The sequence below is a fragment of the Nonomuraea sp. SBT364 genome (assembly GCF_001083785.1).
Classification (GTDB): domain Bacteria; phylum Actinomycetota; class Actinomycetes; order Streptosporangiales; family Streptosporangiaceae; genus Nonomuraea.
In genome coordinates this window covers 1-21799 of the sequence record NZ_LAVL01000140.1, presented here as the reverse complement: position 1 = coordinate 21799, position 21799 = coordinate 1, and the positions used below count along the sequence as shown (strand labels likewise).

Sequence of the window (21799 nt, the reverse complement as noted above, 5' to 3'; positions counted from 1 at the left end):
TCCCGACCCCTCCCGAAAACCGCTCCAAGGCCGGGCAGGTGTACGCGGGCGAGGGGCGGGCCGGGATCCGGGAGCTGGCCGTCTACGAGCCGGCGCTGTTCGTGGACGGCCCCACGCCCAGGTTGTACCGGCGGGCAGGCCGGAAAGGGTTGCGTCCCTCGTGGCACAGAACGCGGGGATAGCCGCATGACCACCGACGAGCTAGAGGCGTCCTACGGCGACGATTGGAAGATCGTGCCGGACATGGCCATCGGTGTGGCCGCTGTGCGGCATAAAGACGTTCCAGGTTCGGTCAACGCGATTATCGCGGGAGGCCTGGACGAACTTGCCGACAAGCTTGCTGCCCGGCAGGCAGCGCGATTAGCGCCGAACGGGGGCGCAAGCCATCCGTTCTCATCCCGGGCATCGTATGGCTTTGTCATACGAAGGGGTGTTGAAGGAAGTTTCCTGGACGCCCCGGCTAAGCAAGCTGCCGCCCTTAGCCGGGGTGCCAGCAGACCGCATAGGGCCAGACGTCCACCTTCCCCCGCAGGGGCAGACCTAGGCTGGTCGTTCTTATGCCTGGTGGTGCCGTTCCGGATGACGCCCCTGTGGTCGACGCCAGGGCATCTCGTTGTCCGGGAAAGGGGAACCGGGACAAGGTCCATGCGAAAATACCGCGTTACACGCGGGCCGCAGGTGTAGCCAGTAGGCGGCGGTGCCGCTCACATCGCGGAGTGGCGAGCCGGTAGAACAATGTGTGAGGTGTGCGAGCCGGGCGCATCGTTGTTCGGCAACGACCTCGGTGCCAGGACTATTACCTGGCCTCGATGATGCGCTCGTAAGTTACGTGACTGATGTATGGCTTGGTGCTTGGGCAGGTCTTGGACGATTTAACTCTTGGTCCCACCCAAGGGCCCCAGGACTTTGATGTTGCCGCGGAGGGGGATGTTTTGCAGTGGACGACAACTCGATGCCCGAAGCCAGCGTCGCATTTGGCCCAACCGGAGTCGGGGAGGATGTGGACCTGGACCCCCGTGGTGCAGACTGGGTAAGCGTTTGCGGCGCTAGGGCTGACCAGTAGGAATGTGCCCGCCGCTGCGATGGCGAGCGTTGCCGTAAGCTTCTTCAAGGAGTCCTCCGTGTTGGGGCTGGGATCCTTCGGAGAACTGAACCAGAGGTCGGTATGTCGTGGGTATAGCCAGCGTGCCGGGGGCTGAACGTCCAGGCTGTCACCGTTGAGTACGCGGTGTACGTACCAGGCCAGCGAGAGTGTCGTACCAATCGACAGGCCCCGGACTGTGAGCCGGGGGCCTGTCGAGTTGGACAGCTACGCCGCTACCTCGGGAGCCTGGAAGAGCGCCTCAGCCTTGCCCTTGGCCCGGCTCTGGGTGGGTGCCTTGGCCCTGGCCGCCGCGCCCTCGTGGGGAACGCTGGCAACGGCCTGCTTGGCCATCATGCCCTTGAGGATCTCCTGGAGCATCTCCGCTCGGCAGGGGAGGACAGGAACGCCTTGACGGCCCCCAGGAGCCGCCTCCTCGCTGGTGGCTGACTTGGCAAGCACCTCGATAACGATCTCGGGAGTTTCCTCGGTGTCGAGATCGATCAGCTCATGAGTTTCGTCGGAACCCTCAGGCGTCACGTAGAGGTAGCGCATGCTCGGCCGTCCCCCGGTGCCCTTGGCGCTGTGTCCCTTGACGACCTCGATCGTGTCGAGCTGGGCCACGATCTCCCGGAGATCGGCCGCCTTGATTTTTGAGTGTCCGGTAGATCTCCGTGGCCGTACGGCCCCAACGTGTCTGTGTCGCCTAACCGTTCACGTTGGGGCTGGTCTACTCGAAGACAGCGCCGAGAAAGCTGGCCATCCGAGTTTTGTCTGTCAACACAAAACTACGAAACCCTGCAAATCGGTGTTTGTTAGTTCGCTTTAGGCCCGCTCAAGCACCGTGAGGAAGGGGACTACCGAGACATGCCGCTGCCGCCATTCGTTTCACGCCGCCATCACCACGCACATCCAGAGCCACGGCGCTGCAGACGGGTACCTGTTCCAGGCGGCCAAGGGAGGTTGGGTGCGGTACGAGGCTCATCGGGTGACGTTCGCCGCCGCAGCCAAGGGGGCGGGCCTTCCCGAGGACTTCACCCCTCACGGACTCCGCCACTCCTACGCATCCATGAAACTCGCCCAGGGCATCCCCATCACGGACGTGTCCCGATGGCCGGGACACCAGGACATCGGGATCACATTCCGTACGTACGGCCACCTCGTGGACGAGGCGCGGGATCGAGCGCTCGATGTGATGCAGGCCGGTTACCAGACAGGCATCGCTGAAGTTCCGGCAGCCGCGTGCTGACTTCGTGCTGACCACGGAGACCCAGAAATACCTGTCCACCTTGCACTTTTGCCCCTATCGATCACATGTTGATCATGTGGCCGGACAGGCCGTGGATCGCCTCCTTGACCGCCTCGCCGAGGGTCGGGTGGGCGTGCACGTTGCGGGCGACCTCGTGCACGGTGAGGTCCCACTGCTGGGCCAGCGTGAGCTCCGGAAGCAGCTCGGTGACCTCGGGCCCGATCAGGTGGGCGCCGAGCAGCTCGCCGTGCTTCTCGTCGCTGATGATCTTCACGAAGCCGGCGCTGTCGCCCAGGCCGTGCGCCTTGCCGTTCGCGGTGAACGGGAACTTGGCCACCTTGACCTCGTAGCCCAGGTCACGGGCCTGCGTCTCGGTGTAGCCGAAGCTGGCCACCTGCGGCTGGCAGTAGGTGGCGCGCGGGATCATCACGTAGTCGAGCTCCATGGTCTCGGCCCCCGCGATCGTCTCCGCGGCGATGATGCCCATCGACTCGGCGGCGTGCGCGAGCATGAGCTTGGCCGTGACGTCGCCGATCGCGAAGATGTGCGGCACGCTCGTGCGGCAGCGGCCGTCGATCGCGATCGCGCCCCGGTCGGTGAGCTGCACGCCGGTCTTCTCCAGGCCGTAGCCGTCGACGCGCGGCTGGAAGCCGATCGCCTGGAGCACCTTGTCGGCCTCCAGCACCTGCTGCTGCCCGTCACGCGAGACGGTGACCTTGACCGAGGAGCCGGTGTCCTCGATGTTGTCCACGCGGGTGGAGGTGAGCACCTCGATGCCGAGCCGCTTGTAGCGCTTGGCCAGCTCGGCGGAGACCTCCTCGTCCTCCAGCGGCACGATCCGGTCGAGGAACTCCACGATCGTGACCTTGACGCCGTAGTTGTGCAGCACGTACGCGAACTCGACGCCGATGGCGCCGGCGCCCGCGATGACGATGCTGGAGGGGAGCTCCTCGGAGAGGATCTGCTCCTCGTACGTGACCACGCGCTCCGACAGCTGGGTGCCGGGGATCAGCCGGGTGGTGGCGCCGGCGGCGACGATGCAGTGGCGGAAGGTGATCGTCTCGCCGTTGACCTGCAGCGTGTTGGCGTCGAGGAAGGTGCCCCGGCCGTCGTACTCCGTGATGGAGTTCTTCTTCATCAGGTAGTGGACGCCCTTGACCCGGCCGTCGGCCACCTTGCGGCTGCGGGTGAACGCCGCGCCGTAGTCGAAGGTGACCTCGCCGCTGATGCCGAAGGTCTTGGCCTCCTTGGTGAAGATGTGGGCCAGCTCCGCGTTGCGCAGCAGCGCTTTGGACGGGATGCAGCCCACGTTCAGGCAGACGCCTCCCCAGTATTTCTCCTCGACGACCGCGGTGCGCAGCCCGAGCTGGGCGGCTCGGACGGCGGCCGTGTATCCTCCCGGACCGGCGCCGAGAACGACGACGTCATAGTCTGTGCTCATGACTCGGACCATACCGCTCGTCCGCGCGCACTCCTGACCCGCTATACCTCGACCCGGTACGACAGCGTCAGCTCGTCCGCGGGAAGCCCTCGGATACCCCAGTTGACCTGCGGCATCTCGATGATGGTGATCTCCACGTCCTGCTTCGGCCATGGCAGCGTGTCGTAGATCTCGCGGATCAGCGCCCGCTTGGCCTCGTCGCTGCGGCCGGTGAAGCAGACGATCTCGATGATCAGATAGCCGTCGCCGCGCTGCGGGCAGATCAGGTTGTCGGCGTCGAGCAGCAGGAACCGGTGGAACCTCTTGTCCTCAGGCAGCCCCCACGCCTTGACCACACACCGGTGCAGCAGGTCCGAGATCTCCTTCTGGTGGCCGTCCCATACGTCCCTGCGCCCGTAAACCTTCACCTGTGCCATGTCGGCCAATATAGAACGTGTGATTCGCATACTGCTCGCCGACGACGAAGCCATGATCCGCGCCGGGGTCCGGGCCATCCTCGCCTCCGACCCCGAGCTGGACGTCGTGGCCGAGGCCGGCGACGGCCGGGAGGCGGTGGACCTGGCCATCAGCCACCACCCGGACGTGGCGCTGCTCGACATCCGCATGCCGAGGCTCGACGGGCTCGCGGCGGCGGCGGAGATCCGCAGGGCGGCGCCGGGCACGGCGGTGGTGATGCTGACCACGTTCGGCGAGGACGACTACATCGCCAAGGCGCTCGACGTGGGCGCCGGCGGTTTCCTGCTGAAGTCCGGTGACCCGCGCGAGCTGATCGCCGGGGTGCACGCCGTCGCCGGCGGCGCCGCCTACCTGTCGCCGAAGGTCGCCCAGAGCGTCATCAAGCAGCTGGCCGGCGGCCGGATGTCCCGCGGCGCCGCGGCCCGCGACCGCATCGCCGGGCTCACCGACCGCGAGCGCGAGGTGCTGGCGCTGCTCGGCGCGGGCCTGTCCAACGCCGAGATCGCCCGTACGCTGCACATCGTGGAGGGCACGGTCAAGGCGTACGTGAGCGCCATCCTGACGCGGCTCGACGTGCGCAACCGCGTCCAGGCCGCGATCATCGCCCACGAGGCCGGATTGGTAACCTGACCCGTGATGTATCGCCTCGTGTTCACGCAGGTCTTGCGGCGGTTCGACGCCGAGGCCGTGCACCATCAGACCGTCAGGGGCCTCGCGATCCTCGCCAGGCTGCCCCTGCTCAAGCGACCCCTGCACCGGGCGTTCGCACCGCACGACGCGGCCCTGCGGGTGAGCGCCTTCGGCGTGCACTTCCCCGGGCCGCTCGGGCTCGCCGCCGGCTTCGACAAGGACGCGGCCTGCGCCGAGGGGGTGGCGGCGCTCGGGTTCTCGCATGTCGAGGTCGGCACCATCACCGCGCACGGCCAGCCGGGCAACCCGCGTCCCCGCCTGTTCCGGCTGGTGCCGGAGCGGGCGGTCATCAACCGGATGGGGTTCAACAACGCCGGCGCCCGCGCCGCCGCCCGCCGCCTGAGCCGCACCCGAGGGGTGCCGGTCGTGGTGGGCGTCAACATCGGCAAGACCAAGGTGGTGCCCGAGTCGGGCGCGGTAGCCGACTACGTGACCAGCGCCAAGGAGCTGGCGCCGCTGGCCGACTACCTGGTGGTCAACGTCAGCTCGCCCAACACGCCCGGCCTGCGCGACCTGCAGGCGGTCGAGCTGCTGCGCCCGCTGCTGTCGGCGGTCAAGGAGGTGGCCGACGGCACGCCCCGCCGCACCCCGCTGCTCGTCAAGATCGCCCCGGACCTGGCCGACGAGGACGTCGACGCGGTCGCCGACCTCGCCGTCGAGCTGGGCCTCGACGGCATCATCGCGACCAACACCACCATCCGGCACGCGGGCGAGACCGGCGGCCTGTCCGGCCGTCCGCTCAAGGCGCGCTCGCTGGAGGTGCTGCGCCGCCTGCGCGCCCGCGTGGGCGACCGCCTGACGCTGGTGTCGGTCGGCGGCGTGGAGGACGTGGACGACGTCTGGGAGCGCCTGCTCGCCGGAGCCACGCTGGTGCAGGGCTACACGGGCTGGATCTACGGCGGCCCGCTCTGGGCCTCCCGCATCCACCGCCAGCTCTCCAGGCGCGTACGACGCCACGGCGTGAAGTCGATCACCGAGATCATCGGCCGGACCGCGTGATGGACGAGACGGAGCTGGGCGACGGGATCGTGCTGCGGCCGGTGGAGACGGCCGACGCCGAAGCCCTCGCGCGGGCGTACGTGCGCAACCGCGAGCACCTGCGCCCCTGGGAGCCGTGGCGGCCCGAGCACTTCTTCACCACGGCCGGGCAGGAGGCGCGCCTGCGTGACCTGGCCGAGCAGCGCGAGGCGGGCCGCGTGATCCCGTGGGTGCTGGCCGACGGCGAGCGCGTCGTGGGCGCCATGAACCTCAACGACCTGGTGCACGGCCCGTTCCGCAACGCCCATCTGGGCTACTGGATCGACGCCGACTACGCCGGGCGCGGGCTCACCACCCGGGCCGTGGAGGTGGTGTGCCGGGTGGCGGACGAGCGGCTCGGGCTGCACCGCGTCCAGGCCGGCACGCTGCTCGACAACGTCGCCTCGCAGCGGGTGCTGCGCAAGTGCGGCTTCGAGCCGTTCGGCACCGCTCCCAACTATCTGCACATCAACGGCGAATGGCGCGATCACCTGCTCTTCCAGCGCATCCTGAACGACCGGCCGCCTCCGACTGTCGTAGCCGGGCGTTAGTCTCCGGGCGTGAAGGTAGAGGCCTCCGTCGAGCAGCTCGTCCACGTCGACGACGACCACTACACCGTGGCCCGGATGAGCTCCGACGACGCCGGCTCCTTCGTGGCCGCGGGCCGTGCGCTGGCCGGGGTCCAGCCGGGGGAGCGGCTGCAGCTCGGCGGCGAGTGGGAGTCGCATCCGCGCTTCGGCCGTCGGCTGGCCGTCAAGCAGGTCGAGCGCGTCGCGCCGTCCAGCGTCCGCGCCATCACGCTCTACCTGGGCTCCGGCCTGATCCGCGGCGTCGGCCCGCGCCTGGCGCACGCGATCGTCAGCCAGTTCGGCGAGCAGACGCTCAAGGTCATCGACACCGAGCCCGAGCGGCTGCGCGACGTCGTCAACATCGGCGCGATCCGCCAGGCCCAGATCGTCGAGGCGTGGGCCGAGCAGAAGGCCGTGGCCGAGCTCATGGTGGTCCTGCAGGGGTTCGGCGTCAGCCCGCTGCTCGCCGCCAAGCTCTACCAGGCCTATGGCCACGACGCGCTCGACGTGCTGACCAAGGACCCCTACCAGCTCGTGGGGCGGGTGCGGGGGATCGCCTTCCACACCGCCGACCGGATCGCGCTGCGCTCGGGGGTGCCGGAGAGCAGTCCGAAGCGGCTGCGGGCGGCGGTGGTCGACCGGCTGGAGGCGGCGGCCGCCGGCGGCGGGCACTGCTTCCTGGCGCTGCACGCGCTGGTCACCCAGGTGGTGGCGCTGGTCGAGCAGGACGAGGAGCCGGTCAGGCGGGCCGTCGACGCGCTCAGCGCCGAGCGGCGCGTCGTCGTGGAGCCGTCGCCGTCCGACCCGGGCCGGCTCGTCGTCTACGGCAAGCAGGAGCACAGCCGTGAGGTGGCGCTGGCCGGGCATCTGGCCAGGCTGCTGCGGGCCCGCTCGACGCTGCGGATGCGCCCCTACACCGAGGACGAGCGGCTGCACGAGGATCAGCGGGCCGCCGTCAACCTGGTGCTGACCAGCACCGTCTCCGTGCTGACCGGCGGGCCGGGGTGCGGCAAGAGCCACACGGTGGCGGCGATCGCCTCGACCGTGCGGGCGATGGGCGGCTCGGTGACGTTGTGCGCGCCGACCGGCAAGGCCGCCAAGCGGCTCTCGGAGCTGACCGGGTTGCCCGCGATGACCGTGCACCGGCTGCTCGCCGCGCGCGCCGAGCCCGACGACGGCGCGCTGTTCGCCGACGATCCCGCCCAGGCCGACCTGATCGTCGTGGACGAGGCGTCGATGCTCGACCTGCACCTCGCCACCCGGCTGACCGCCGCCGTGCCGTCGGGCAGCCACCTGCTGTTCGTCGGCGACAGCGACCAGCTGCCCAGCATCGGCCCCGGCAGGGTGCTGGCCGACCTGCTGAGCGTGCCGGAGGTGCCGCGCGTGCGGCTCACGCACGTCTTCCGCCAGGCGCACGACAGCGGCATCGTACGGGCCGCGCACCGGATCCGCGCCGGCGAGCTTCCCGACCTGCCGGGCGGTGGCGGCTTCTGGTTCGAGGAGCTGGACGACCCGGTCAAGGTCGCCGAGCGGGTCATCGAGCTGGCCACCGAGGCGATCCCCCGCAAACAGGGTGTCGATCCCGGCCAGGTGCAGGTGCTGTGCCCGATGCGGCGCGGCGAGACCGGCGCCACCGAGCTCGGCCGCAGGCTCCAGGACCGGCTCAACCCCGCCCGCGAGGGCGTCCCCGAGCACTGGTCGGGCCCGTCGGTCTTCCGGCCGGGCGACCGGGTGATGCCCATCCGCAACAACTACGACAAGGGCGTCTTCAACGGCGAGACCGCCACCGTGACCACCGTCGACCAGCGCGAGCGGCTCGTCGAGCTGCGCACCGACGACGGCCGCACGGTGGGTTACGCCTTCGACGAGCTCGACGAGCTCACCCACGCCTACGCGATCAGCGTGCACCGGGCCCAGGGCAGCGAATACCCGTTCGTGGTGGCGCCGGTGGTCGCCGAGGCGGGCGGGGTCATGCTGCGCCGCGGCCTGCTCTACACGCTGGTCACGCGGGCCAAGGCGTGGGTGGTGCTGGTCGGCGGGCGCGACGCGTTGGAGCTGGCCGTGCACCGGCTGGGCGGGCGGCGCAACACCGCACTGCCGCACCGGCTCGCGCTCCAGCTCGCCGCGCCGTGACCGTCAGACGCTGGGCCGGGTCGACTCCGCGTCGTGCGTCATGCCGTCGATGCGGGCCATCACCGCCGACACGTCGATGACGCCCGGCCGGTGCGGGCGGCGGCGCTGCCACGGGTGCGGCCCCGCCGGCGGCCGATATTCCACGCCGAGCGCGTCCAGCCGCCCCAGGTGCGCCGCCAGCCGCTCGGTGAAGCCCTCGCCGCCGCCCCAGGCGACGTCCGCCAGCGCGCACGTACGGGGCCACAGCCGGTAGTCCAGCACGCGGCCGTCGGGCACCCGCTCGCTCCAGAGCTGGGCCTGCACGCCGATGACGCGCGCCCGCTCCTCCTCGGACCAGTCGCCGGGCGCCGGGTCGAAGGCGGCCACGTCGGCGACGGTGATCGCCTCGCCGATCGCCAGCGGCTCCTCCGCCGAGGCTGCCTCCGCGTAGTCGAAGTACAGCGGGAACACCGGCGTCGCCACCACGTCGTGGCCGGCGGCGGCGGCGCGGCGGCCGACGTTCATGCCGCGCCACGGCATCACGACGGTGTCCTGGCGCAGCCCGCCGCTGACGAACGCCTCGTCCCACACCACAGTCCGCACCCCGCGCTCGGCCAGCGCGTCGGCGAGCTGCCGCAGGAACCACGCCTGCAGGTCGTTGGCGGTCGCCAGGCCCAGCGACTCACCGTAGGCGCGGATCTCCGGCGAGGCGGCCCACTGGTCGAGCACCACCTCGTCACCGCCGATGTGCACGTACGGCGTCTCGCCGAGCGCGCCGAGCAGCTCGTCGAGGACCGTCGTCAGGAACTCGACGGTGGGCGGCAGCGGGGACAGGATCGCGGGGGAGATGCCCCACCGGTCCATCACCTCGTGCGGCTCGCCGGTCGCGCCGAGCGACGGGTAGGCCGCCAGGATCGCCGACGCGTGCCCCGGCACGTCGATCTCCGGCACGATGGTGACGGCCCTGGACCGCGCGTACGCGGCCAGCTCCGCCAGGTCGGCCAGGGTGTAGTAGCCGCCGTGCGGGATGTCGTCGTACGCCTCGGGCTCGCGGTAGAAGTGGGTCGCGGTGCGCGGCCGGTGCGAGGAGATCTCGTGCAGCAGCGGGTAGGCGAGGCTCTCCACCCGCCAGCCCTGGTCGTCGGCCAGGTGCAGGTGCAGCCGGTTCAGCTTGTGCACGGCCATCAGGTCCAGCAGCCGCATGACCTCCCGCTTGGGGAAGAAATGCCGGGCCACGTCCAGGTGCAGGCCACGCCAGGAGAACCGGGGCGCGTCCTCGATCCGCACGCCGGGCACGGTCCACGCCGAGCCGGCCCCGAACCGGTAGGAATCGTCGGGCAGGAGCTGACGCAACGACTGGGCAGCGTAGAAGGCGCCCGCCCGGCCGCCCGCCGCGATCTCGATCCCGCGTGATCCGGCCGACAGCCGGTACGCCTCCGCGTCCAGCCGGGGGTCGAGCCGGGTGGCGACGGCGCCGTCGTCACCGGGCAGCAGGTCCAGTCCGGGAAGCGCGGCCCGTACCGGCTCGACCAGCGGGCCGGACACGGTGGCGCCGGCGGTGAGCTCATAGGAGACGGAGAGCGAATGATGCAGCGACGGGCGAGGAATCATGAATTGAGATAGTGCTGCAATCCGTTGGCCAAAGCCAGTGCGATGCGCTGCCGGAACCTCGGGTCACGGAACTTGGCCGCCTCGGCCGCGTTGCGCATGTTGCCGCACTCGACGAAGATCTTCGGCACCGTCGACAGGTTGAGTCCGCCCAGGTCGTTGCGGTAGTCGAGGGCCTTGCTGCCGATGTAGGTGGAGTAGGGCAGGCCGGTGCCCTCGCGGAAGGCGTCACGCACGGCCACGCCCAGCTCGGACGACTTCTTGACCACCGGGTCCACCGGGCCGTTGATCTTCTTCGGCATGATGACGTGGAAACCGTGGTTGGCCGCGGCCGAGCCGTCGGCGTGCACCGAGATCGCGGCGTCGGCCTTGTTCCGGTTGCCGATGGCGGCCCGCTCGGTGATGCACGGGCCGACGCCGGTGTTGCTGGGCCGGGTGAGCTTGACCCGGGCGCCCCGGCTCTTGAGGATCTTGACGAGCCGCTTGGAGACGTCCCAGGTGAAGGCCGCCTCCGGGTAGCCGTCGTCGGTGGCGGTGCCCGTCGTGTCGCAGGCCTTCCACTGGGTCAGCACGTTGACCTTGCGGTTGATGGCCTTCGGGTTGCGCGCGTTGCCGCCGTTGTGGCCGGGGTCGATGACGACCGTCTTGCCCTCCAGCGGCTTGGCCGCCGGAGCCCGCTCGACCGGCGCCGTCGGGTCGGGCTCGGTCGTGGTGGCGGACGTGCGGGCGGACGCTGTGGCGGCGGCCTGACCAGCGGCGGGTTCGCCGGAACCGGCGCCGCCGCACGCGGAGGCGATCAGGCCGCAGACGGCGAGGACGGTGGCGGGTAGAGCGCGCATGGGCTCCAACTTACGTGAATCCCGCCGCCGGAAGGCCGCGAACCGCCTCACCAGACGTGTTCGCCGACCTCCTGCCGTTGCAGCAGGGCGGCCAGCTCCCGCGCGTCCTCGGCGTCCAGGCCGAGCACGACGCGGGGGCGGCCCCACGGGTGGTCGAGGGAGTGGGCGACGTAGCTGGCCACGGACTCCGCGCCGACGTCCGTCCCCCGCCCGCGCCCGGCCCGCCACTGCGCCCAGGCGCGTTCGAGCTCGGCCGCCGCGCGCTGGGCGCAGGACACCAGTTCCGGATCACGCATGACTGTTCCCCCCGGATCAGATCGTGGCCGGACCGAATCCGGCCACAATGTGCATGACCCTGACGAGTAAACCGCCGGGGGCGCGGTCACGGAGCGTGTTGACCCGACTTTGGCCCGCTCTTAGGCCGGACCCGTGCTGCGGCGCACGATCAGCTCCGGCGTGATCTGGCGCAGCCGGGCGCCCTTGCCCGGGTCGGTGATGCGGTCGCTCAGCAGCGTGGCGGCCGACCGGCCCATGGCGCGGCGCGGCTGGTCCACCGAGGTGAGGGAGATGTGGTTCGAGGCCGACAGGTGGGTGTTGTCGTAGCCGACCACGGAGAGGTCTTCGGGGACGCGCAGGCCCAGCTCGCTCGCGGCGGAGAGCACGCCGAGCGCGACCACGTCGTTGGCGGCGAAGATCGCCGTGGGCCTGGGGTCCCGGGTCAGGAGGGCGATCGCCGCGTCGCGGCCGCCGTCCTCGGACGAGTCCGCGGCCTCGACCATGATGTACGGGGCGAGCGAGTGCCTGCGCATGGCCACGAGGTAGCCCTCGCAGCGGGAGGGCCGCGGGCCCTCGATGTGCGCGATGCGCTTGTGCCCGGCTTCGACCAGGTGGTCGATGGCCAGGCGGGCGCCGAGTTGGTCGTCGTCGACGACGATGTCGACGCCTTCGAGCTCGATGTCACGTTCCCCGACGACGACCGTCGGGGTGTAGGAGGTCGCCTCGATGAGGGTGGCGCTGGTCGGCGCGATGCCCAGCAGGACCAGGCCGTCGACCCGCAGCTCCAGGAAGGCCTCCACGGCCTCGTCCTCGAACGCGGGATCCCATTGGCTGTTCCCGATCAGCATGCGTAACCCGTCGCCGTGCAGGCTCTCCTGCAGGCCGTCGAGGAACTCGGCGTAGAAGGGATTGTGGAGGTCGGCGACGAGCGCGCCGACGAGGTGAGTACGGCCTTCGACCAGGCTGCGGGCGACCGCGTTCGGCCGGTAGCCGAGCTCGCGGGCGGCCTGGAGGACAGCCTGGCGCCGATGCTCGCTCACGTGCGGGGATCCGCGAAGCACGAGGGAGACCAGCGATTTCGAGACGCCGGCTCGTTCGGCGACGTTGCGGATGGTGGGCCTGGGCCGAGGCAGCGTATCGACCTCTCTCATGTCGGTGATGCTCGGAGTCTTGACGGGCGGTCCTGACATGTGTCTCCCCCGCGATGCGAAGTTGGGCACCTGTACCACCAAACGATCGAGTTCGCCGCAGGGTACGGCCTTGTCGCCAATGACCCGATCGCTACTGGTCAGGGCTCGGATACTGTGCAGGGGTGACACCCGAGACGGCGCGGCCGCCCCGGCGCAGGCTGAGCGTCGACCGGCGGCGCGAGGAGCTCATGGCGGCAGCCCTGGAGCTGTTCGGCGCCCGGGACGCCGAGGATGTCTCGATCGACGACGTGGCCTCGGCCGCCGGGGCGTCACGGGCCCTGGTCTACCACTACTTCGGTGGCAAGCAGGAGCTCTACGTGGCGGCGCTGAGGAGCGCGGCCGGCCAGTTGGAGGCGCGGCTGCGCCCGCAGGACGGCGGCAGCCCGCTCGACGACCTGGCCTCGGGGCTCGGGCGCTACTTCGACTTCGTGGAAGAGCACGCGGCGGGCTTCGCGGCGCTGCTGCGCGGCGGCCCGGCCAACCGGACCGGCGAGGTCGGCGAGATCGTCGACGGGGTCAGGCAGCGGCTGTTCCGGCTCGTCCAGCGGCAGATGCGCGTGGAGGAGCCGAGCCCGGCGCTGCGTACGACGCTGCGGTCGTGGATCGCCTCGGTCGAGACGGCCGGGCTGGACTGGCTGGAGCACCGCGACATCGAGCGGACCACGCTCGAACGCATGCTCGTCGAGCAGATGGTGGCGTTGCTCGGCGTCGCCGCCCGGCACGACCCCGACGCCCGCCGGCTGCTGGAGCAGCACGGCTAGCCAGGGGAGAAATGGCGCCGGGCGGGCGGCGCCAGCTCCCACATGCGACGTCGTAGCGTCACAGGGGTGGACCGGGTCGTGCGGACCTGGCCCACCGTTCAACCCCCCTGAGGATCGTTTCTACTCCGAACGCTGCTGCGGAATCCCCGCGAGCAGTGCGCGGACCTCGGTCTCCCGGTAACGCCGGTGACCGCCGAGGGTGCGAATCGACGTCAACTTGCCCGCCTTGGCCCACCTGGTAACGGTCTTGGGGTCGACCCTGAACATGGTCGCGACCTCGGCGGGCGTGAGCAGCGGCTCGGCCTCGGGTGTACGAGCTGACATTTGTGCGGCCTCTCCTCCGTGTGGACCGGCTTAGCGCGATCCTGTGACTGCCTTTGCGCGTGTCACGGATGTCCCCCTATGGCGCAGAGCGTGCGGCTTTTCTGAGCCATATGCGGCATCACCCGATGTGACCATACCGCCACGCAGAGCGATTGGCGAGCCCTTCTTTGACCCAACTGCCCGCCCCCATGGCGATGTCACGCTCGGTGATTCTAGCGACACGTTTCGTGGTATCGCAGTGAAAACGGCAAACTACTCAGTTCGCAGAAGAGAGCAGCCGCGAGTCGTGACCTACTCATGCAGGTCAGAGCGTCGTATTGGTGTTCAGTTGGCAGATTCCAGAAGTTGCATTGACTTCCAGCGAAGGATGACCCTCTGGTACATGGCATAGGCAAGTTCTTCTTGACCCGTGTCCAGACCCGTCAAAGCGGCCGAAAGCTCCGCAACCGACTGGTCCGCCTGGAGCGCGTCGTCGTTCATCAGATGCACCAGGCCGCCGTAGTCGAGCTCCACCAGAGAGTGCGGATGGAACTCCTCCAGCCACCGCGCCACGTCCTCCACGTCGAAGTTGGGCGAGGTGTCGCCCAGGTGCCGGCGCAGCACCTGCAGCGCCCGAGCGGCCCGCCTCCTGGCCTGCGCCATGGAGGTGACGTAGATGAGGTTGCGCCCCGTAGTGGTGGTCACGTCCTGTCCGGGTGTGGAGGAGCCGAGCACCAGCCAGCGCTCGTTCCCATCGAAAGGCACGAACCACGACGGAGGCACGTGCCACGCCGTGGTGCGGATGTGGGTGCGCAGCGCCGACGAGCCGCCCGCGCGCTTGTAGCGGTCGAAGTCGTCGGCCGTCTGGTCGGCGATCGTCTTGGAGACGATGCGGTCCATCAGCTTGGCCGGGGTGCTGCCGCGCAGCTTCGAGAAGGCCAGCCAGGAGCGCAACCGGGTCTGCCAGGGGCAGACGTACAGCCGGTCCTCGACGCGCCGCAGGTAGGCGTTGGGGCTTTCCTGCGAGGGGACCAGCTCCGGTGGCGCGCCGAGGAGCCGCCTGACGGACTCGCCGTGCTCGGCTTGGAGCGCGTTGGCCCGGCGGGGGCGGTCGTTCGAGTCGGCATAGTCGGCCCAGACCTTGCGCTCAGACTCGGAGAACGCGGTCAGCGGCTCATAGACGCGGAGGTAGGCGGCATAGGGCAGCACGCAGGCATCGTGTCATGAAGCCGTCGGCGCTCGCACCGTGGTGCCCACTACGCTGGTAGGCGATCTCCGCCGCGAAGGGGCGGCGGACCGGACAGGGAGTCACTACCGTGACCGACGTCTTCGGCTCGTCCCACAAGGACGTTCATGAGCAGGTCGTCTTCTGCGCCGACGAGCAGAGCGGCCTGCGTGCCATCATCGCGATCCACAACACCCAGCTCGGCCCGGCTCTCGGAGGCACCAGGTTCTATCCGTACGAGAGTGAGTCGGCGGCGCTCGCCGACGTGCTCAACCTTGCCAAGGGCATGGCCTACAAGAACGCGCTGGCGGGGCTCGACCTCGGCGGCGGCAAGGCCGTCATCATCGGCGACCCGGCCCGTGACAAGAGCGAGGCGCTGCTGCGCGCCTACGGCCGCTTCGTCGAGACGCTCGGCGGGCGCTACATCACCGCCTGCGACGTCGGCACCTACAGCGAGGACATGGACATCGTGGCCCGCGAGTCGCGCCACGTGACCGGCCGCACGCTGGCCAACGGCGGCGCCGGCGACTCCTCCATCCTCACCGCCTTCGGCGTCTTCCAGGGCATGCGCGCCTCGGCGGAGCGCGTCTTCGGCACGCCGTCGCTGCACGGCAGGCGCGTCGGCGTCGAGGGCGTCGGCAAGGTCGGCCACCGCCTGGTCGACCTGCTCCGCGAGGACGGCGCCGACGTGGTGATCTGCGACGTCAGCGAGCAGGCGATCGAGCGCGTACGGCAGCGCCACCCGGAGGTCGACGTGGTGGCCGACGCGCAGGCCCTGACCGGGGCCGACATCGACGTGTTCGCGCCCTGCGCGCTGGGCGGCGCGCTCGACGACGCCACGGTGGCCAGGCTGCGCGCCAAGGTCGTCTGCGGCGCGGCCAACAACCAGCTCGCCCACCCGGGCGTGGAGAAGCAGCTCGACGAGCGCGGCATCCTGTACGCGCCCGACTACGTGGTCAACTCGGGCGGCGTCATCCAGGTGGCCGACGAGATCAGCGGCTTCGACATGGAACGGGCCAGGGCCAAGGCCGTCCAGATCTACGACACGACTCTGAAGATCTTCGGGATCGCCGCGGACGAGGGCGTTCCTCCGGCGGTCGCAGCGGATAGGCTGGCTGAACGTAGAATGTCGGAAGTCGGGCGCATTAGGGGCATTTGGTTGGGCCGCTGACGCCCCGCGCCCATACGACGTACCGAGCTGGGCACAAAACAGGTACGGTAATAGGCGAACGATAGGCTGACGCCCAAAGTCAGGGTGGCGTCAGTGTGTGGTGCGTTAGCGACGAGGGGTCGGGGACGACCCCACACGAGGGGGTCGAGCCAATGGGGCGCGGCCGAGCAAAGGCCAAGCAGGTCAAGGTTGCTCGCCAGCTGAAGTACAACAGCGGTGGCACGGATCTTGACCGACTTCGCGACGAACTCGGGGTCGGTGAACCCGGCCGCAACGACGACGCCGACGACCTCAACGACGAGCTGGCGGATCGCTATGCCGATTACGCCGACGGCTACGGCGCCGGAGACGACGACGATGACCGTCCATCCGGCCGTCGATAGCCGTTCTTCTGCGTGACATGGGCTCGCGCCTCGGCGCGAACCCATCCGTGCAACGAGCGTCGGGCCCCACGGGCGACCGTGGGGCTTTGTCGTGCCCGCCTTCCGGCGCTCAGGTGCCGACGGTGAAACGCTGCCTGATGAAGGCGCCCGACTCCAGCGCGTCCACCACGGCCGAGGCGAGGTCGCCGATGCTGACCCGGCTCTCGCCGTGCTCGTCGACGATCGGACGCTCCTGGGCCGCCGCCCGATACGCGCCGGTGCGCTCGCCCGGCACCAGGTACCTCGGGGGCGGGCTGGCGTAGGACCAGTCGACGCTCCCGCCGTGCCGGCGCAGGAAGTCCAGCGCCTCGGCCTGGTCCAGGGCGGTCTGCCGATACTGGGCGGGAAAGTCCGGCGCGTCCACGTAGCGCCCGCCGTCGCCGGTCAGCAGGCTGCCTCCGCCGCCGACGAACACCAGCCTGCCGACCCGCGCCTCGACCAGCGCCTTCGCGGCGGCGGGCACGAGCCCGTCGTCGCCCTTGACCGCGGCGACCACGGCGTCGTGCCCGGACACGGCCGCGCTGATGGAGGCGGGGTCGCGCGCGTCCACGTCGGCGCTCGACAGGGCGCTGACCCGGTGCCCGCGCCGGGCCGCCTCACGGGCGACCGCGCCGCCCAGGTTCCCCGTGCCGCCGATGACGGCGATGCGCAGCGCGGCGTGCCGGTCGAGGAAGCGCGCGACGAGCGGGGCGATCTCCGGCAGCTTCTCCTCCAGGGCGAAGTGGCCGGTGGCGAGCACGTGCAGCTCGGCGTCGGGCAGGTCGCGCAGGTAGGCGTGGGCGCCCGGCTCGGGGAAGAACGGGTCGTCGCGCCCCCACACGATCAGGGCCGGCGGCCGGTGCTCGCGCAGCCAGGACTGCCACACGGGGTAGAGCGCGACGTTGGACCGGTAGTCCAGGGCGAGCGCCAGTTGCGCCTCCTTGCGGCCGGGCAGGTCGAGGAAGTGCTGGTCGAGCGTCCACCCGTCGGGGGCGATCAGGGCAGGATCGGCGGCGCCGCTCTCGTACTGGCTCCGGGTGACCGCCAGGGTGAACAGTTCCTCCGGCGGCGCGCCGATGGTGGCCTTCGCCGCCTCGGACAGCCCTTCCTCGTACGCGTTCGCGTTCTGCACGATGAGGCCGGCGATCCACTCGGGATGGCGGGTGGCCAGCCGGAACCCGACCGGGCCGCCGAAGTCGAACGCGTACAGGATGAAGCGCCGCAGCCCCAGCTCGGTCACGAACCCCTCCATCACGTCGGCGAGCCGCTCGAAGGAGTACGTGAAGTCGTCCGGCGCCCGGGTGTGGCCGAATCCCGGATAGTCGGGCGCGATCAGCCGGTAGCGCCCGCCGAGCGCGTCCATCAGCCGCCTGTACTGGTGTGAGGCCGACGGGAAGCCGTGCAGGAGCAGCACCGGCACACCGCCCGCCGGGCCCGTCTCGCGATAGAACACCCGCACGTCGCCGACATCGGCGAACCCGTGGCGCACCTGAGGAACGTCCATGACTAATGCCTCTTTCCTTGGATGATGCATTAGTTATAACGCATCGGAGGCGGATGTACCATTAGTTCATGGAAGTGCTCACAGGAGAGCCGCTCGCGCTGGACCTGGTCAACACGCGGGCGCACACGCCCGCGGGCGACGCCGACTTCCTCGACACGGCCGACGGCCTCGGCGTCTGGCTGGCACGCCAGTCCGAACGGCTGACCGGGCTCCCGTCGCCGCTCCCCGCGGCCGGGCTCGCGGCGGTGCGCCGGCTGCGCGCGCACGTGGAGGCGGCCGTCACGGCGGTGGCCGCGGGGCGGACCCCGCCAGCAGCGGCGGTCGCCGCGCTCAACGAGGCCGCCCGCGCGGCCCCGGCCCACCTGGTCCTCGGTGACTCCGGCGTGGAGAGCCGCCGCGACGCCGCCCCGCTCGACCGGCTGCTCGCCGAACTGGCCGAAGCCGCGATCACCCTGCTCGGCACGCCCGGGGCGAGCAGGATCAAGTCATGCGAGGCCCCGGGCTGCCGGATGTTCTTCCTGCCGGCGCATCCGCGACGCCGCTGGTGCTCGCCGGAGCTGTGCGGCAACCGCGTCCGGGTGGCGCGCCACTACGAGCGCGCCAAGAGCGGTCAGCTGTAGGCGGCCAGGCCCGAACCGGGCACGACCTCACCCATCACCCACGCCGGCAGGCCACGCCCGGCCAGCAGGCGGATCGACGCGTCGGCGTCGTCGGCCGCCACGATCGCGGCCATGCCGACCCCCAGGTTGAAGGTGCGGTCCAGGTCCTTCTGGGCGATGCCGCCGTGGCCGGCCAGCACCTCGAAGACCGCTGGAGGCGTCCACGAGGAGCGGTCCAGGCGGGCGTCGAGATGGCCCGGCAGCGAGCGCGACAGGTTGCCCTCGACGCCGCCGCCGGTGATGTGCGCGTAGGCGTGCACGTCCGCCGTGCGGGCCAGCTCCAGGCAGTCGAGCGAGTAGACGCGCGTCGGCTCCAGCAGCTCCTCGCCCAGCGGGCGGCCCAGCTCGGGCAGCACGGTGTCGAGGGTCAGCGAGGAGTTGGCGATCACGTGGCGGACCAGCGAGTAGCCGTTGGAGTGGACGCCCGACGACGCCAGCCCCAGCACCACGTCACCCTCCCGGACCCGGGACGGGCCCAGCATCCGGTCGGCCTCCACCACGCCCGTGCCCGCGCCCGCCAGGTCGTACTCGTCGGGGCCCATCGCGCCGGGATGCTCGGCGGTCTCGCCGCCCACCAGCGCCGCACCGGCCAGCCGGCAACCCTCGGCGACACCGCCGACGATCTCCGCGATCCGCTCCGGCAGCACCTTGCCGCACGCGATGTAGTCGGTCATGAACAGCGGCTCGGCCCCGCACACCACCAGGTCGTCCAGCACCATGCCGACCAGGTCGATGCCGATCGTGTCGTGCTTGCCGTACTGCTGGGCGAGCATGACCTTGGTGCCGACCCCGTCGGTGGACGTGGCCAGCAGCGGCCGCTTGAAACGCAGCAGCGCCGAGGCGTCGAACAGCCCCGCGAACCCGCTGGCGTCGTCGACCACCTCCGGCCGGCGCGACCGCGCGACCTTGTCCTTCATCAGCGTGACCGCGCGCTCACCGGCCTCGATGTCGACCCCGGCCGCCTCGTACGTGCTCATGCCTTGCTCTCCAACACGAACTTGCCCACGTTGTCCTGATCGATGGGGATGGGGTAGGAGCCGTCGAAACAGGCCCGGCAGAGCCGCTCCGCCGGGATCGTGGTGGCCCCGGTCAGCCCTTCGAGCGAGATGTAGCCCAGCGAGTCGGCGCCCAGCGAGGCGCGGATCTCCTCGACCGACAGCGAGCCCGCGATCAGCTCGGCCCTCGTGGCGAAGTCGATGCCGTAGAAGCACGGCCACGCCACCGGCGGCGACGAGATCCGTACGTGCACCTCGCGGGCGCCGGCCTCGCGCAGCATCCGCACGATCGCCCGCTGCGTGTTGCCGCGCACGATCGAGTCGTCCACCACGACCAGCCGCTTGCCCTCGACGACCTCGCGCAGCGGGTTGAGCTTGAGCCTGATGCCGAGCTGGCGGATCGTCTGCGACGGCTGGATGAAGGTGCGGCCCACGTACGAGTTCTTCACCAGGCCCTGGCCGTACGGGATGCCGCTCTCCTCGGCGTAGCCCACGGCCGCCGGGGTGCCCGACTCGGGCGTGGGGATCACCAGGTCGGCCTCGACCGGATGCTCACGGGCCAGCACGCGGCCCACCTCGACCCGGGTGACCTGCACGCCGCGGCCCGCGATCGTCGTGTCGGGGCGGGCCAGGTAGACGTACTCGAACAGGCAGCCCTTGGGTTCGGCCAGCGCGAACCGGCGCGACCTGACGCCGCGCTCGTCGATCGTCAGCAGCTCGCCGGGCTCGATCTCACGGGTGAACGTGGCGCCCACGATGTCGAGCGCCGCCGTCTCCGAGGCCACCACCCAGCCGCGCTCCAGCCTGCCCAGCACCAGCGGGCGGATGCCCTGCGGGTCGCGGGCCGCGTACAGCGTCTTCTCGTCCATGAACACCAGCGAGTAGGCGCCCTTGACCTGCGGCAGCAGCTCGGCGGCCGAGTCTTCGATGGAACGGCTGCGGTCCTGCGCCAGCAGCGTGGTGAGGACCTCCGTGTCGGTCGTCGCCCGGGTGGCGCCCGGCGTCAGGCGCTGGGCCAGCTCCGGGGTGTTGATCAGGTTGCCGTTGTGGGCCAGCGCGAGACCGCCGACCTCGGTCGAGCTCAACGTCGGCTGCGCGTTCTCCCACACGCTGGAGCCGGTCGTGGAGTAGCGGCAGTGACCCACCGCGATGTGGCCGCGCAGCGTGCCCAGCACCGACTCGTCGAAGACCTGGGCCACCAGGCCCATGTCCTTGTAGACGAGGATGCGGCTGCCCTCGCTGACCGCGATGCCCGCGGACTCCTGGCCGCGGTGCTGCAACGCGTACAGCCCGTAGTAGGTGAGTTTGGAAACTTCCTCGCCTGGCGCCCAGACGCCGAAGACACCACAGGCATCCTTCGGAGCGCGGTCTTGGGGGTCCAGGTCATGGCCGAGCCGGCCGTCGCCCTTCAGCACATGCTTCAGTCTAGGTTGCGGTCTTCCGTGCTCGCACACCCGGGTTGTTTGAGCCAAGGATGACCGGGGTCTTACCGTGTCGGATGGTTGCGAAGGGCGCTCCCGCGAAAAGGTGAAGTTTCCGGCATTCGACCCGTCGGGGAGACGCAGACGTGACCACACCTGGGGACCCGAACCAGCCTCGCCCACGCGAGAACCGTCCCGGCCCGGACGAACCGGCCCACGAACCTCCCGTCCAGGAGCCCGGCCAGACGGCCGCCCACGCCTGGTGGGCCGAGGGCGCGGCCGAGGAGCCCCCGTCGGACCGGCCCGCCCGCTCCGACGAGCCGCCCGGGGATGACGAGCCCGGCGAGACCGAGGAGCCGATCACCCCGGCGCCGCCCGTCGTGCCCCAGCCCGGTGTGCCGTCGCCTCCCGAACCGGGGCCCGCACCCGCGCCCGAGCCCGTGCCCGGGCCGACGCCCGAAGGGCCCACGCACCCGGATCTGCCCACGGCGCCCGAGACGCCCGAACCGGCCACCGCTCCCGACGAGACGGACGCGGAACGCACGGCGGTGTTCGGCACGCCCGACTGGAACCGGTCCGGCGACACCCAGTCCTACCCGATGCCCGGCTCGACCCCGTCGTACCCAGGCTGGGAAGGCGCCGCCTCGGACGACGAGCCCGGACCGGCGGGCGCCCGGAGCCCGTCCCGCTACGACCCGCCGCCGTCGGACCGCCCCTCGTTCGAGCCCCCCTCCGCCGAGCGGCCTGCGCGCTCGGAGGCCGAGCCGCAGCGCCCGACCGAGGGCGACGCCCTCGCCCCGGGCGACGAGCCCCCGCCCACCGGCACCCAAC

The 21799-nt window shown here is 70.6% G+C and carries 22 protein-coding genes and 1 pseudogene; 11 read left to right on the top strand and 12 right to left on the bottom strand.

Annotated elements, in window-relative coordinates:
* Positions 1 to 182: hypothetical protein (locus ADY59_RS52940; RefSeq protein WP_231619075.1), on the top strand; the 182-nt coding region annotated here is incomplete at its 5' end.
* Positions 183 to 1309: 1127 nt separating this feature from the next.
* Here the strand turns inward: ADY59_RS52940 and ADY59_RS37220 are convergent.
* Positions 1310 to 1705, bottom strand: coding sequence for a hypothetical protein (locus tag ADY59_RS37220; RefSeq protein ID WP_049572789.1), 396 nt, complete (start codon positions 1703 to 1705; stop codon positions 1310 to 1312).
* Positions 1706 to 1925: 220 nt separating this feature from the next.
* Here ADY59_RS37220 and ADY59_RS47795 point away from each other — a divergent pair, with 220 nt between their 5' ends.
* Positions 1926 to 2330 carry a tyrosine-type recombinase/integrase gene (locus ADY59_RS47795; protein ID WP_053175509.1) on the top strand — a complete coding sequence of 135 codons (405 nt, stop codon included), beginning with the start codon at positions 1926 to 1928 and terminating at the stop codon, positions 2328 to 2330.
* Between the two features lie 61 nt (positions 2331 to 2391).
* On the opposite strand, the gene lpdA is transcribed toward ADY59_RS47795, so the two are convergent.
* Positions 2392 to 3771 (bottom strand): dihydrolipoyl dehydrogenase, encoded by a 1380-nt coding sequence (gene lpdA, locus ADY59_RS37210; protein WP_049572788.1) that lies wholly within the window; start codon positions 3769 to 3771, stop codon positions 2392 to 2394.
* Positions 3772 to 3812: 41 nt separating this feature from the next.
* Positions 3813 to 4187 (bottom strand): tautomerase family protein, encoded by a 375-nt coding sequence (locus ADY59_RS37205; protein ID WP_049572787.1) that lies wholly within the window; start codon positions 4185 to 4187, stop codon positions 3813 to 3815.
* Positions 4188 to 4206: 19 nt separating this feature from the next.
* On the opposite strand from ADY59_RS37205, the gene ADY59_RS37200 reads away from it, so the two are divergent.
* The 4 genes from ADY59_RS37200 to recD2 are packed head-to-tail and all read left to right on the top strand — an operon-like array spanning position 4207 to position 8636.
* Positions 4207 to 4857 carry a response regulator gene (locus ADY59_RS37200; protein WP_049572786.1) on the top strand — a complete coding sequence of 217 codons (651 nt, stop codon included), beginning with the start codon at positions 4207 to 4209 and terminating at the stop codon, positions 4855 to 4857.
* Between the two features lie 6 nt (positions 4858 to 4863).
* Positions 4864 to 5916, top strand: a complete 1053-nt coding sequence (locus tag ADY59_RS37195; protein WP_197094040.1) for a quinone-dependent dihydroorotate dehydrogenase — start codon at positions 4864 to 4866, stop codon at positions 5914 to 5916.
* Complete coding sequence (locus tag ADY59_RS37190; protein WP_049572782.1) at positions 5916 to 6485, top strand: GNAT family N-acetyltransferase; 570 nt, start codon at positions 5916 to 5918, stop codon at positions 6483 to 6485. Before ADY59_RS37195 ends, ADY59_RS37190 begins: the two co-directional genes overlap by 1 nt.
* Before the next feature lie 9 nt (positions 6486 to 6494).
* Positions 6495 to 8636 carry an SF1B family DNA helicase RecD2 gene (gene recD2, locus ADY59_RS37185; RefSeq protein WP_063780902.1) on the top strand — a complete coding sequence of 714 codons (2142 nt, stop codon included), beginning with the start codon at positions 6495 to 6497 and terminating at the stop codon, positions 8634 to 8636.
* 3 nt (positions 8637 to 8639) lie between these two features.
* Here the strand turns inward: recD2 and ADY59_RS37180 are convergent, their stop codons facing one another.
* The 4 genes from ADY59_RS37180 to ADY59_RS37165 all read right to left on the bottom strand — a co-directional run bounded on the left by ADY59_RS37180 (position 8640) and on the right by ADY59_RS37165 (position 12489).
* On the bottom strand, positions 8640 to 10226 hold the full coding sequence (locus ADY59_RS37180; protein ID WP_049572781.1) for a beta-N-acetylhexosaminidase: 1587 nt from the start codon (positions 10224 to 10226) through the stop codon (positions 8640 to 8642).
* A complete protein-coding gene (locus tag ADY59_RS37175) occupies positions 10223 to 11062 on the bottom strand; it encodes an N-acetylmuramoyl-L-alanine amidase (RefSeq protein WP_049572780.1) in 840 nt (279 codons plus the stop codon). Before ADY59_RS37175 ends, ADY59_RS37180 begins: the two co-directional genes overlap by 4 nt.
* A 47-nt stretch (positions 11063 to 11109) precedes the next feature.
* Positions 11110 to 11358, bottom strand: coding sequence for a hypothetical protein (locus ADY59_RS37170; RefSeq protein ID WP_049572779.1), 249 nt, complete (start codon positions 11356 to 11358; stop codon positions 11110 to 11112).
* 120 nt (positions 11359 to 11478) lie between these two features.
* Complete coding sequence (locus tag ADY59_RS37165) at positions 11479 to 12489, bottom strand: LacI family DNA-binding transcriptional regulator (RefSeq protein ID WP_049572778.1); 1011 nt, start codon at positions 12487 to 12489, stop codon at positions 11479 to 11481.
* Between the two features lie 161 nt (positions 12490 to 12650).
* On the opposite strand from ADY59_RS37165, the gene ADY59_RS37160 reads away from it, so the two are divergent.
* Entirely contained in the window at positions 12651 to 13289 is a 639-nt protein-coding gene (locus ADY59_RS37160; RefSeq protein ID WP_231619073.1) for a TetR/AcrR family transcriptional regulator, read from the top strand.
* Between the two features lie 120 nt (positions 13290 to 13409).
* On the opposite strand, the gene bldC is transcribed toward ADY59_RS37160, so the two are convergent.
* Both bldC and ADY59_RS37150 read right to left on the bottom strand, forming a co-directional pair.
* Positions 13410 to 13613 (bottom strand): developmental transcriptional regulator BldC, encoded by a 204-nt coding sequence (gene bldC, locus ADY59_RS37155; protein ID WP_013133571.1) that lies wholly within the window; start codon positions 13611 to 13613, stop codon positions 13410 to 13412.
* 324 nt (positions 13614 to 13937) lie between these two features.
* On the bottom strand, positions 13938 to 14801 hold the full coding sequence (locus tag ADY59_RS37150; protein WP_049572777.1) for a hypothetical protein: 864 nt from the start codon (positions 14799 to 14801) through the stop codon (positions 13938 to 13940).
* Positions 14802 to 14908: 107 nt separating this feature from the next.
* Here ADY59_RS37150 and ADY59_RS37145 point away from each other — a divergent pair, with 107 nt between their 5' ends.
* Together ADY59_RS37145 and ADY59_RS37140 are read left to right on the top strand one after the other, a co-directional pair.
* On the top strand, positions 14909 to 15988 hold the full coding sequence (locus tag ADY59_RS37145; protein ID WP_049572776.1) for a Leu/Phe/Val dehydrogenase: 1080 nt from the start codon (positions 14909 to 14911) through the stop codon (positions 15986 to 15988).
* Positions 15989 to 16140: 152 nt separating this feature from the next.
* Complete coding sequence (locus ADY59_RS37140; protein ID WP_049572773.1) at positions 16141 to 16371, top strand: DUF3073 domain-containing protein; 231 nt, start codon at positions 16141 to 16143, stop codon at positions 16369 to 16371.
* Positions 16372 to 16480: 109 nt separating this feature from the next.
* On the opposite strand, the gene ADY59_RS51880 is transcribed toward ADY59_RS37140, so the two are convergent.
* Entirely contained in the window at positions 16481 to 17893 is a 1413-nt protein-coding gene (locus ADY59_RS51880; protein WP_197094038.1) for an alpha/beta fold hydrolase, read from the bottom strand.
* Positions 17894 to 17961: 68 nt separating this feature from the next.
* Between ADY59_RS51880 and ADY59_RS37130 the strand changes: the two genes are divergently transcribed.
* Entirely contained in the window at positions 17962 to 18513 is a 552-nt protein-coding gene (locus tag ADY59_RS37130; protein ID WP_049572772.1) for a CGNR zinc finger domain-containing protein, read from the top strand.
* Here ADY59_RS37130 and purM read toward each other — a convergent pair.
* Positions 18504 to 19529, bottom strand: a complete 1026-nt coding sequence (gene purM / locus ADY59_RS37125) for a phosphoribosylformylglycinamidine cyclo-ligase (protein WP_049572771.1) — start codon at positions 19527 to 19529, stop codon at positions 18504 to 18506. The genes ADY59_RS37130 and purM overlap by 10 nt on opposite strands.
* A complete protein-coding gene (purF, locus tag ADY59_RS37120; RefSeq protein WP_049572770.1) occupies positions 19526 to 20962 on the bottom strand; it encodes an amidophosphoribosyltransferase in 1437 nt (478 codons plus the stop codon). The genes purM and purF overlap by 4 nt, the downstream gene beginning before the upstream one ends.
* A gap of 152 nt (positions 20963 to 21114) precedes the next feature.
* Here purF and ADY59_RS37115 point away from each other — a divergent pair.
* Positions 21115 to 21799: pseudogene (locus tag ADY59_RS37115) on the top strand (hypothetical protein); the annotation flags it as partial.

Coding starts and splice junctions, on each gene's coding strand:
- lpdA (WP_049572788.1), bottom strand. CDS start 3,771: ATGAGCACAGACTATGACGTCGTCGTTCTCGGCGCCGGTCCGGGAGGA.
- ADY59_RS37205 (WP_049572787.1), bottom strand. CDS start 4,187: ATGGCACAGGTGAAGGTTTACGGGCGCAGGGACGTATGGGACGGCCAC.
- ADY59_RS37195 (WP_197094040.1), top strand. CDS start 4,864: ATGTATCGCCTCGTGTTCACGCAGGTCTTGCGGCGGTTCGACGCCGAG.
- ADY59_RS37190 (WP_049572782.1), top strand. CDS start 5,916: ATGGACGAGACGGAGCTGGGCGACGGGATCGTGCTGCGGCCGGTGGAG.
- ADY59_RS37180 (WP_049572781.1), bottom strand. CDS start 10,226: ATGATTCCTCGCCCGTCGCTGCATCATTCGCTCTCCGTCTCCTATGAG.
- ADY59_RS37175 (WP_049572780.1), bottom strand. CDS start 11,062: ATGCGCGCTCTACCCGCCACCGTCCTCGCCGTCTGCGGCCTGATCGCC.
- ADY59_RS37170 (WP_049572779.1), bottom strand. CDS start 11,358: ATGCGTGATCCGGAACTGGTGTCCTGCGCCCAGCGCGCGGCGGCCGAG.
- ADY59_RS37165 (WP_049572778.1), bottom strand. CDS start 12,489: ATGAGAGAGGTCGATACGCTGCCTCGGCCCAGGCCCACCATCCGCAAC.
- bldC (WP_013133571.1), bottom strand. CDS start 13,613: ATGTCAGCTCGTACACCCGAGGCCGAGCCGCTGCTCACGCCCGCCGAG.
- ADY59_RS37140 (WP_049572773.1), top strand. CDS start 16,141: ATGGGGCGCGGCCGAGCAAAGGCCAAGCAGGTCAAGGTTGCTCGCCAG.
- ADY59_RS51880 (WP_197094038.1), bottom strand. CDS start 17,893: ATGGACGTTCCTCAGGTGCGCCACGGGTTCGCCGATGTCGGCGACGTG.
- ADY59_RS37130 (WP_049572772.1), top strand. CDS start 17,962: ATGGAAGTGCTCACAGGAGAGCCGCTCGCGCTGGACCTGGTCAACACG.
- purM (WP_049572771.1), bottom strand. CDS start 19,529: ATGAGCACGTACGAGGCGGCCGGGGTCGACATCGAGGCCGGTGAGCGC.